At 64.5% G+C, this 10,617-nt stretch carries 9 protein-coding genes and 1 pseudogene; all 10 read left to right on the top strand.

The genetic code is table 11. The features are described from left to right. Nucleotides 1-184 (top strand): annotated as a pseudogene (locus AC1DN0_RS38755) (ABC transporter ATP-binding protein); the annotation flags it as partial. 95 nt (nt 185-279) lie between these two features. Further along, nucleotides 280-1,488: an ABC transporter substrate-binding protein gene (locus AC1DN0_RS38760; RefSeq protein WP_477104695.1), complete on the top strand. Its 1,209-nt coding sequence runs from the start codon at nt 280-282 to the stop codon at nt 1,486-1,488. Nucleotides 1,489-1,750: 262 nt separating this feature from the next. Next, on the top strand, nt 1,751-2,635 hold the full coding sequence (locus AC1DN0_RS38765) for a branched-chain amino acid ABC transporter permease (protein ID WP_477146497.1): 885 nt from the start codon (nt 1,751-1,753) through the stop codon (nt 2,633-2,635). After that, nucleotides 2,635-3,666, top strand: a complete 1,032-nt coding sequence (locus AC1DN0_RS38770; RefSeq protein WP_441637028.1) for a branched-chain amino acid ABC transporter permease — start codon at nt 2,635-2,637, stop codon at nt 3,664-3,666. Before AC1DN0_RS38765 ends, AC1DN0_RS38770 begins: the two co-directional genes overlap by 1 nt. 318 nt (nt 3,667-3,984) lie before the next feature. Then, nucleotides 3,985-4,530 carry a hypothetical protein gene (locus AC1DN0_RS38775; RefSeq protein WP_441637030.1) on the top strand — a complete coding sequence of 182 codons (546 nt, stop codon included), beginning with the start codon at nt 3,985-3,987 and terminating at the stop codon, nt 4,528-4,530. A gap of 71 nt (nt 4,531-4,601) precedes the next feature. After that, nucleotides 4,602-5,360 carry a sulfite exporter TauE/SafE family protein gene (locus AC1DN0_RS38780; RefSeq protein WP_441637032.1) on the top strand — a complete coding sequence of 253 codons (759 nt, stop codon included), beginning with the start codon at nt 4,602-4,604 and terminating at the stop codon, nt 5,358-5,360. Nucleotides 5,361-5,768: 408 nt separating this feature from the next. Continuing rightward, nucleotides 5,769-6,920, top strand: coding sequence for an ABC transporter substrate-binding protein (locus AC1DN0_RS38785; RefSeq protein ID WP_441637034.1), 1,152 nt, complete (start codon nt 5,769-5,771; stop codon nt 6,918-6,920). 423 nt (nt 6,921-7,343) lie between these two features. After that, entirely contained in the window at nt 7,344-8,396 is a 1,053-nt protein-coding gene (locus AC1DN0_RS38790; protein WP_441637036.1) for a branched-chain amino acid ABC transporter permease, read from the top strand. Nucleotides 8,397-8,406: 10 nt separating this feature from the next. Next, nucleotides 8,407-10,194, top strand: coding sequence for a branched-chain amino acid ABC transporter ATP-binding protein/permease (locus AC1DN0_RS38795; RefSeq protein WP_441637038.1), 1,788 nt, complete (start codon nt 8,407-8,409; stop codon nt 10,192-10,194). A gap of 10 nt (nt 10,195-10,204) precedes the next feature. Next, nucleotides 10,205-10,617, top strand: a 413-nt coding sequence (locus AC1DN0_RS38800; RefSeq protein WP_477146498.1) for an ATP-binding cassette domain-containing protein, incomplete at its 3' end; no start/stop codon positions are given.

The following is a 10,617-nucleotide window of genomic DNA, read 5'->3' on the forward strand; positions in this document are numbered from 1 at the left end:
GCGCATGATCCTGATGCTCAAGAAGAAGGGCTACACGGTGGTGATGGTGGAGCAGAACTTCCGCTTCGCCGCGCCGCTGGCCGATCGCTTTTATGTGATGGAACACGGCACCATCGTCGAGCGCTTCGCGGCCGCGGAGCTGCAGGCCAAGATGCCGGTGCTGAATGAACTGCTTGGGGTCTGATTCACGCCGGCGCACATCGCCGGCATGCATCGCAGGCATTGTTTTAGGGCAGGAACGGGTGGCGTAACGTGCCGCCGAAACTAAGGAGACAGGTAATGAAGATGACTCGGGTGGCGGTCGCTCTGGCGGCTATCGTAGCGGGCGTGGCAACGGGTACGGCATCGGCACAGGTCTCGGGCGATACCGTCAAGATCGGCTATATCACCGACTTGTCGGGCCTGTACGCCGACATCGACGGCCCGGGCGGCCTCGAGGCCATCAAGATGGCGATTGAAGACAACGGCGGCAAGGTGCTGGGCAAGCCGATCGAACTGGTCTCGGCGGATCACCAGAACAAGGCCGATATCGCCGCCTCGAAGGCGCGCGAGTGGATGGACCAGCAGGGCCTCGACGTGCTGATCGGCGGCACCAATTCCGGCACCGCGCTGGCCATGAACAAGGTGGCGTCGGAGAAGAAGAGGGTCTACATCAATATCGGCGCCGGCACTGCGCGCCTGACCAACGAGGAATGCTCGCCATACACCGTGCACTATGCGTATGACACGGTGGCGCTGGCCAAGGGCACGGGCAGCGCGGTGGTCAAGCAGGGCGGCAAGTCGTGGTTCTTCCTGACCGCCGACTATGCGTTCGGCCACTCGCTCGAGACCGACACCGCCGCCGTGGTGAAGGCCAATGGCGGCACCGTGGCGGGTTCGGTGCGCCATCCGCTGAACGCCTCCGATTTCTCGTCCTTCCTGCTGCAGGCGCAGTCGTCGAAGGCCCAGATCCTGGGCCTGGCCAATGCCGGTGGCGACACCATCAATTCGATCAAGGCGGCCAAGGAATTCGGCATCACCAAGAATATGAAGATCGCCGGCCTGCTGATGTTCATCAACGATATCCACAGCCTGGGGTTGAAGAACACCGAAGGCCTGCTGATGACCGACAGCTGGTACTGGGACATGAACGACGATACCCGCAAGTTCGCCACGCGCTTCTTCGCCAAGATGAAGAAGATGCCGAGCAGCCTGCAGGCGGCCGACTACTCCGCGGCGCATACCTACCTGAAGGCGGTCGAGGCAGCCAAGACCGATGACCCGGACAAGGTCATGGCCGAACTGAAGAAGACCAAGATCAACGACTTCTACACCAAGGGCTACATCCGCCAGGACGGCCGCGGCATCCACGATATGTACCTGATGCAGGTGAAGGCGCCGGCGGAATCCAAGAAGCCCTGGGATTACATGAAGGTGGTGGCCACCATTCCTGGCGACCAGGCCTTCACCACGGTGGCGGAATCGAAGTGCGCGCTGATGAAGAAGTAATAACGTGATGTGAATGCATGACGTATGTCGCCCCCGCGCCCGGTGCCTTCTACGGGGACCGAAGCGGGGGTCCAGTGTCTTTCTTTGCACCGGGCCAGCAACGGCGCTGGGTTCCCGCCTGGAGGCACAAGCAAGATGATTCCGGCGTGKTGATACTGCCTCAGGCATTGTGTCAGGGCAGGACCGGCACGCTTCATTTTGACTGCGCCTTGCTGGCGGGGAACGACGGATCCCGGCTGGTGCGCAAACGGTAACGCCTGCGATGGACATCTTCGGTATTCCTCTGCCCGCCATGCTGTCCCAGTTACTGCTGGGACTGGTCAACGGTGCTTTCTACGCGATGTTGAGCCTTGGCCTTGCGGTCATTTTCGGGCTGCTCAACGTCATCAATTTCGCCCACGGGGCGCTGTTCATGCTCGGCGCGGTGCTGGCCTGGATGGGCATGAATTACTTCGAGCTCAACTACTGGGTGATGCTCGTGCTGTCGCCGCTGGCGGTGGCGCTGATCGGGATCGTGATCGAGCGCACGATGCTGCGCTGGATCTACAAGCTCGACCATATCTACGGCTTGCTGCTGACCCTGGGCATCACGCTGGTGATCGAAGGCATCTTCCGGTCGATCTACGGTGTGTCCGGGTTGCCGTACTCGGCGCCCGAGGCGCTCAGCGGCGCAACCGACCTGGGCTTCATGATCTTGCCGAATTACCGGGCCTGGGTGGTGGCGGCTTCACTGGTGGTGTGCTTCTCCACGTGGTACCTGATCGAGAAGACCAAGCTGGGTGCCTACCTGCGCGCGGGCACCGAGAATCCCAAGCTGGTCGAGGCCTTCGGCGTCAACGTGCCACTGATGGTGACGCTGACCTACGGCTTCGGCGTGGCGCTGGCTGCGTTCGCCKGTGTGCTGGCGGCCCCGGTGATCCAGATTTCGCCGCTGATGGGGCAGAACCTGATCATCATCGTGTTTGCCGTGGTGGTGATCGGCGGCATGGGCTCGATCATGGGTTCGATCCTGACCGGCCTTGGCCTGGGCGTGGTCGAAGGCCTGACCAAGGTGTTCTATCCCGAGGCCTCATCCACGGTCGTGTTCTTCATCATGGTGATCGTGCTGATGCTGCGCCCGGCCGGACTGTTCGGGAGGGAGAAGTGATGAACCAACCAACCGGCGCGGCGGTGGCCGCAGGGCAGACAAGACAGGGGCGGGGCGTGCAGAAGAAACTGTTGTACGGATTGTTGCTGCTGGCGCTGATCCTGGCGCCGATGGCCGGGGCGTATCCCGTGTTCGTGTTGAAGGTGCTGTGCTTCGCGCTGTTCGCCTGCGCCTTCAACCTGCTGATCGGCTACACGGGCCTGTTGTCGTTCGGCCATGCCGCCTTCTTCGGCGGCGCGGCCTACACGGCCGGCCATGCCATGAAGGCGTGGGGCGTCACGCCCGAGGTCGGGCTGGTGCTGGGCACGCTGGCTGGTGCCCTGATCGGGTATGTGGTGGGATATATCGCGATCCGGCGCCAGGGCATTTACTTTTCGATGATCACGCTGGCGCTGGCGCAGATGCTGTTCTTCTTTTGCCTGCAGGTGCCGTACACCGGCGGCGAGGACGGGCTGCAGGGCATTCCGCGCGGCAAGCTGTTTGGCCTGCTGCCGCTGGCCAACGACCTGACGCTCTACTATGTGGCGCTGGCCATCATCGTGGCGGCCTTCGCGCTGATCGTGCGCGTCGTGCATTCCCCGTTCGGGCAGATCCTCAAGGCGATCAAGGAGAACGAGCCGCGTACCATCTCGCTGGGCTACGATACCGACCGCTTCAAGCTGATGGCGTTCGTGCTGTCCGCCGCGCTGTCCGGGCTGGCCGGCTCGATCAAGGCGCTGGTGCTGGGCTTTGCCACCTTGACCGACGTGCACTGGTCGATGTCGGGCTCGGTGATCCTGATGACGCTGGTGGGCGGGCTGGGTACACTGTCCGGTCCGCTGGTCGGCGCTTTCGTGGTGGTGGCCCTTGAGAACAAGCTCGGCGATATCGGCAACTTCCTGGCGTCGGCGACGGGCATCGAGTGGTTCGGCACGCTGGGCGAGTCCGTCACAATGGTCACCGGCGTGATCTTCGTGATCTGCGTGCTGACTTTCCGCCGCGGCATCATGGGTGAAGTGATGGCGCGCTTCTTCGGGAAGTCCCGGGAGTGACCGCCGGGATACATGCCCGGTTTTGGGGCTAGGGTTTCTTCTAGCTTGCTGGAAACGCACCGCTTCGTTACATTCCATATACGGTTTTCGCAGGTTAAATGGAGGCGGAAGCGAGGAGACGACAGGCGCGCAGTCACTAGGCTGGAGTGCCAATATAAGATGAGGGCGTTGCCGGGTGATCCCTGGCAACGCCTTTTTTAATGCCCGCTCGATACCCGTGAATGCCCGTTTGTGGTGCGTAATGCCCTCGCCATGTGGAATCGGCATAAGGGCAGCCAGAAGCGCATGAGACAATGCTGCCTTGCCATCGGGCCCGYCATGCCTTCAGATTTCCCTTCCCCGTTTCCTTCCCAGCCCGATCCCGCTAGTGCCCCGGCCCTTCCCGCCGGTCCGCAGGCATTGGTACGTCTCGCCACCCCGGCCGATGCCGGGCCCCTGTGCGCCTGGCTGCAGTCACGGCAAGCGTTGCCCGTAGCGGCGGCGCGCGCCCGGGATGCGCTGGTGGAGAACCTGCTGGCCAGGCCCGAGCGCGGGACCTGCGTGTTGGCGGTGGCCGGGGCCGCTGCGGCGCCGCGGCTGGTGGGATGCCTCCCCGTGGCGCTGGTGCCACATCTCCAACTGTCCGGCCTGGCGGCGTTAGCCGTGGAGTGGTGGGTTGGCGCGGAAGCCGCGCAAGAGGATCCCGCTGTGCTGCTGGCCTGTTGCGACCTGCTGGCCGACTGGTGCCGCGCGCACGGCGTGCGGCACATGCTCCTGGCGCCGGCGCTGCTGGGTGGGTCACAGGCCGCTTCAGCGGGCTTTGTCGCGCATGCCGGGGGCCTGTGGCATCGCAATCTCACGCCGGCGCCCAAGACCCTGGGCTGACAGGTGTCGCGCCTGACTGGCGCGACCGTCTCTGCTGCTTCGTTTTCCCCTCTTTATTTTTCTCGCATTCCATGGAATTCGCGTTTCTCGCTGTTGCCGCATTTCTTGCCGGCCTGATCGATGCCGTCGCTGGCGGTGGCGGCCTGGTGCAGATCCCGGCCCTGTTCTCCGCTTATCCCAACATGTCGCCGGCCACGCTGCTGGGCACCAGCAAGGTAGCCTCGCTGGCCGGGACCACGAATGCCGCGCTTCGCTACGGACGCAGCGTTCGTATCTATTGGGGTGCGACCCTGCCGACGATGCTGTCGGCTTTCGCCTTTTCGATGGCGGGGGCCTACGCGCTCACGCTGATTCCCGCGGACCCGCTGCGCAAGTCACTGCCCTTTATCCTGGTCATCCTGCTGGTGTACACGGTGGCCAAGAAAAGCCTGGGTACCGAGCATGCGCCGTCGCTGTCGGGCGGCAAGGAGCGCGCGGCGGCATTGCTGGCGGGGGCGGCCATCGGCTTCTACGACGGTGTGTTCGGGCCGGGGACCGGCAGCTTCCTGATGATCGTGTTCGTGCGGGTGTTCGGCTACGATTTCCTGCACGCATCGGCGTCGACCAAGGTGGTCAACCTCGCCACCAACCTGGCAGCGCTGCTGCTGCTGGCGGCGAAGGGGCATGTCTGGTGGCAGCTCGGCCTGGTCATGGCCGTGGCGAACGTGGCGGGCAGCCAGGTGGGCAGCCGCCTCGCACTCAAGCATGGCAGCGCCTTCGTGCGGCGGGTGTTTATCGTGGTGGTGGCCGCGCTGATTGTGAAGACCGCGTGGGATGCGTTCGGCCGCTGAGCCAACACGGCGTCGCGCGATGTCCGCGAGAGGCCGGGTCGCTTGCATGCTGCGATGCGGGTTAATCCGGCTACCCGGCCGATATGGCTGTTGCTAGACTCGCTACGCATTCCCGACCGGGCGGTCGGCGAATGCGCGGCCGGTCCGGCGCGCCATGGCTTGGCATGGCGAGTTCGTGCCGAGCGCCGCCGGGGATCAAGCGTCGGGCGGGAGACGGGGTGCGGCGAATTTGCATTCGCCAAGTGCCCTGGGGTAGCAGGCAGGCGCCGGCGTTGCGCCTGGAGACGGTCCCGCGAGGGACCGGCACTATAAGAAGAATAGAAAGACAAGAACACCAGACTGGGSCATCCGACCGGCCGGAGGCCGGGACGGATGCCTTTTCCGTTTGCCGCAATGGAAGGAGACACGATGACATTCAAGCGCGCCAGCCTGCTGGCTCTCGCTGCCGCCGGCCTGTGCGCCGGCACCGCCAGCGCACAGGTCAAGGTCGGGGTAACGCTATCGGCCACGGGACCCGCGGCTTCACTGGGCATCCCCGAGAAGAACACCATCTCGCTGCTGCCGAAGGAGATCGCCGGCAAGAAGGTCGAGTACATCGTGCTGGACGATGCATCGGACACCACCACGGCGGTCAAGAACACGCGCAAGCTGATCAGCGAGGACAAGGTCGACGTGGTGGTGGGCTCCACCGTTACGCCCAACTCGCTGGCCATGGTCGACGTCGTCGCCGAGAACGAGACGCCGATGATCACGCTGGCCGCCTCGGCCCGCATCATCGAGCCGATGGACGCCAAGCGCTACTGGGTCTTCAAGACGCCGCAGAACGACTCGCACATGGCAACCGCCATTGCCGAGCACATGACCAACCACAACGTGAAGACGGTGGCCTTTATCGGCTTCGCGGATGCCTACGGCGATAGCTGGGCGCAGGAATTTGCCAAGGTTGGCGAGATGCGCAAGATCAAGGTGGTGGCCAACGAACGCTTCGCCCGCACCGATACCTCCGTGACCGGCCAGGTGCTCAAGATGATGGGGAGCAATCCCGATGCGGTGCTGATCGCTGGTTCGGGTACGCCGGCCGCGTTGCCGGCCAAGGCGCTCAAGGAGCGCGGCTGGAAGGGCAAGATCTACCAGACGCACGGCGTGGCCAACGCCGACTTCCTGCGCGTGTGCGGCAAGGATTGCGAAGGCACCTTCCTGCCGGCCGGCCCGCTGCTGGTGGCCGAGCAACTGCCTGACAGCAACCCGGTCAAGAAGCCCGCCATCACCTACAAGACCGCGTACGAAAAGGCGTATGGCGGGCAGGTCTCGACCTTCGGCGGCCACGCCTGGGATGCCGGCCTGCTGCTGCAGCGTGCCATTCCGGAGGCGCTGAAGAAGGGCCAGCCGGGTACCAAGGAATTCCGCAAGGCGCTGCGCGATGCGATGGAGCAGACCAAGGAACTGCCGATCTCCCACGGCATCATGAACATGACGCCGACGGACCACCTCGGTCTGGACCAGCGCTCGCGCGTGATGGTGGAGATCGTCGACGGCAAGTGGAAGCTGCAGACCAAGTAAGACCGCCGGCATAGGTGCACGGCGGTGCGAGGAGGGCGCATGGACAAACCATGCGCCCTTTTTATTGGGTGCGCAGCGGCTTGCCGGAAGCAGAGCGGGCAGCGCCGTCACTACAGGCAATCCCGTACTTGACACCGCATGCGTCATGCACGATCTTTAACGTGTTAATTAAATTGACGGGTCTGCGAGGCCGGCAGGAGCGGGCGAATCGGGATGGCGGCCACGCTGCGCCGCGGATATGCTGCTTCAGGCATATCAGAGGTTTGGCGTGCGTGCTTGCGGATGACCGATGCGGCACTGCGCAACCTAAGGGTTCGTCAGGATTTACGCTATGCGTAAGTTCTTTACTATTTCGTAATTCGTTTTTTCACAAGCCAGCCGGCCTCCCTCGCCGGCAGGACTATTCAACAATACGGGGAGACAATGGACCTCTCGATCGCCGCCATCCTGGCGCAGGACGGGATCACCTCGGGCGCCATCTACGCGCTGCTTGCGCTGGCCCTGGTGCTGGTGTTCTCGGTGACCCGCGTCATCTTCATTCCGCAAGGGGAGTTCGTCGCCTATGGCGCGCTGACCCTGGCGGCGATCCAGTCTGGTCATGCGCCGCAAAGCAGCTGGCTGCTGCTGGTCATGGGCGTGCTGACCTTTCTCTACGAGACGATCACCATCCTGGGCAGCGCCGAGCTGCGCCGTACGGCAGCAAGGCGGCTGGCCGTGCTGGCGGGCAAGTACCTGGTCTTCCCGCTGGCCGTGCATCTGCTGGCGCAGAATTTCAACGGACAGTCGATGCCGATGCTGGCGCAGATCGCGCTGACCCTGCTGATCGTGATTCCGCTCGGGCCCATGCTGTACCGCCTGGCCTACCAGCCGCTGGCCGAGGCCAGCACGCTGGTGCTGCTGATCGTTTCGGTCGGCGTGCACTTCGCGCTGGTGGGGCTGGGCCTGGTGATGTTCGGCGCCGAGGGCTCGCGCACCACGCCGTTCTCCGAGGCTCGCTTCGAAGTGGGCAGCCTGTCGATATCCGGCCAGAGCCTGTGGGTGGTGGGCGTGTCGGCGTTGCTGATCGCGGCGCTGTACTTCTACTTTGAGCGCACCATCGCCGGTAAAGCGCTGCGCGCCACCGCGGTCAATCGCCTTGGCGCGCGCCTGGTGGGCATCGGCACGACCCAGGCCGGGCGGCTGTCGTTCACGCTCGCGGCGGCGATGGGCGCGTTGTGCGGCATCCTGATCGCGCCGCTGACCACCGTCTATTACGAATCGGGCTTCCTGATCGGTCTCAAGGGATTCGTCGGTGCCATCGTGGGTGGCCTGGTGAGTTATCCGGTGGCGGCCGCGGGTGCCATCCTGGTGGGGCTGCTCGAATCCTATTCCTCCTTCTGGGCCAGCGCCTTCAAGGAGGTCATCGTGTTCACCCTGATCCTGCCCGTGCTGCTGTGGCGCTCGCTCACCAGCAAGCATGTGGAAGAAGAGGAATAAGGGACACACCATGAACAAGAACCTCAAGAACCGAATTTTCCTGCTGGCCTTCACGGTGGTGCTGGCGCTGTTGCCGGTGCTCCCCACCCCCGAGTTCTGGATCACCCTGGGCAACTACATCGGCCTGTACAGCATCGTCGCCATCGGCCTGGTGCTGCTCACCGGCGTGGGCGGCATGACCTCCTTCGGGCAGGCCGCCTTCGTTGGCCTGGGCGCCTACAGCACGGCGTACCTCACCACGCAGTTCGGGCTGTCGCCGTGGTTCGGCCTGCTGGTGGGGCTGGTGATCACGATGGCCTCGGCTTATGTGATCGGCCTGATCACCATGCGCATGTCCGGCCACTACCTGCCGCTGGCCACCATCGCCTGGGGGCTGTCGCTGTTCTTCCTGTTCGGCAACCTGGAGTTCCTCGGCAAATACGACGGCCTCAACGGCATTCCGGTGCTGAACGTGCTCGGCATCGATCTGGCCTCCGGCCGCTCGATGTTCTACCTGATCTGGGCCGTGGTGCTGCTGGCGGTGATCGCCATGCAGAACCTGCTGAACTCGCGCCCGGGCCGCGCCATTCGCGCGCTCAAGGGCGGCGGCACCATGGCCGAGGCGATGGGGGTCAACACCGCGTGGATGAAGGTGGTGATCTTTGTGGTGGCGGCGATACTCGCCTGCATCTCTGGCTTCCTCTACGCGCATCTGCAGCGCGCGGTGAACCCGACGCCCTTTGGCCTGAACTACGGTATCGAGTACCTGTTCATGGCGGTGGTGGGCGGCGTCGGCCATGTGTGGGGCGCGGTGCTCGGCGCGGGCATCCTCACCATCCTGAAGGACGTGCTGCAAGGCGTGCTGCCCAAGCTGCTCGGCGCCAACGGCAACTTCGAAACCATCGTGTTCGGCGTGCTGATGGTGCTGCTGCTGCAGTACGCGCGCGACGGCATCTGGCCCTTTATCAAGAAGCTGTTCCCGAGCGGGCTGCCGGTGGCGGCGCCGGCGCAGGCCGAGCGGTTGCCGTTGCGGGCGAAGCCGCAGGCCGGCGAGCTGATCCTTGATGTGAAGGCCGCGCGCAAGGAGTTCGGCGGGCTGGTGGCGGTCAATGACGTCAGCTTCCAGGTGCGCGCCGGCGAGATCATCGGCCTGATCGGTCCCAACGGCGCAGGCAAGTCCACCACCTTCAATCTCGTCACCGGCGTGCTGCCCGCCACGCGCGGCGAGGTGCTCTATCGTGGCGAGCAGATCTCCGGGCTGCCGTCGCGCGAGATCGTCAAGCGCGGCATCGGGCGCACCTTCCAGCACGTGCATCTGCTGCCCACCATGACGGTGCTGGAGAACGTGGCGATCGGCGCGCACCTGCGCGGCGACTTCGCGGCGCAGGGCGGCGTGACCGCGGCGATCCTGCGCATGAACCAGAACGAAGAGGCGAAGCTATTGCACGAGGCCGCGCGCCAGCTCGAACGCGTGGGGCTGGCCGACTGCATGTACATGGAGGCCGGCAGCCTCGCGCTGGGCCAGCAACGCATCCTGGAAATCGCCCGTGCGCTGTGCTGCGACCCCGCGCTGCTGCTGCTGGACGAACCCGCGGCGGGGCTGCGCTACAAGGAAAAGCAGGCGCTCGCGGAACTGCTGAAGAAGCTCAAGGGCGAGGGCATGAGCGTGCTGCTGGTCGAGCATGACATGGATTTCGTGATGAATCTGACCGACCGCCTGGTGGTGATGGAGTTCGGCACGCGCATCGCGGAAGGCGTGCCCGAGGACGTGCAGAAGAACCCGGCGGTGCTCGAAGCCTATCTCGGCGGCGTGGAGTAAGGAAAAGACAATGAGCCTGATCCTCGAAGTGAAAGACCTCCACGTGCGCTACGGCAAGGTCGAAGCGGTGCACGGCGCCAACCTGAAAGTGGAGGCGGGCAAGATCGTCACGGTGATCGGCCCCAACGGCGCGGGCAAGTCCACCATGCTCAACGCGATCATGGGGGCGCTGCCGGTGAGCGGCTCCTCGGCCGGTGCGGTGACCTATCTCGGCCACGACCTCGCCGGCATACCGGTGGAGGGCCGCGTGGCGCGAGGCATGTGCCTGGTGCCGGAGAAGCGCGAGCTGTTCAGCTCGATGAGCGTGGCGGACAACCTGGTGCTGGGGGCGTATCGCCGCAAGCGCGCCGGGGAGAAGAACTTTCTCGACCAGATGGAAGTGGTCTACGGCTTGTTCCCGCGCCTGAAGGAGCGGGCCAGGCA

The sequence above is a fragment of the Cupriavidus sp. 05N39 genome (assembly GCF_056397325.1).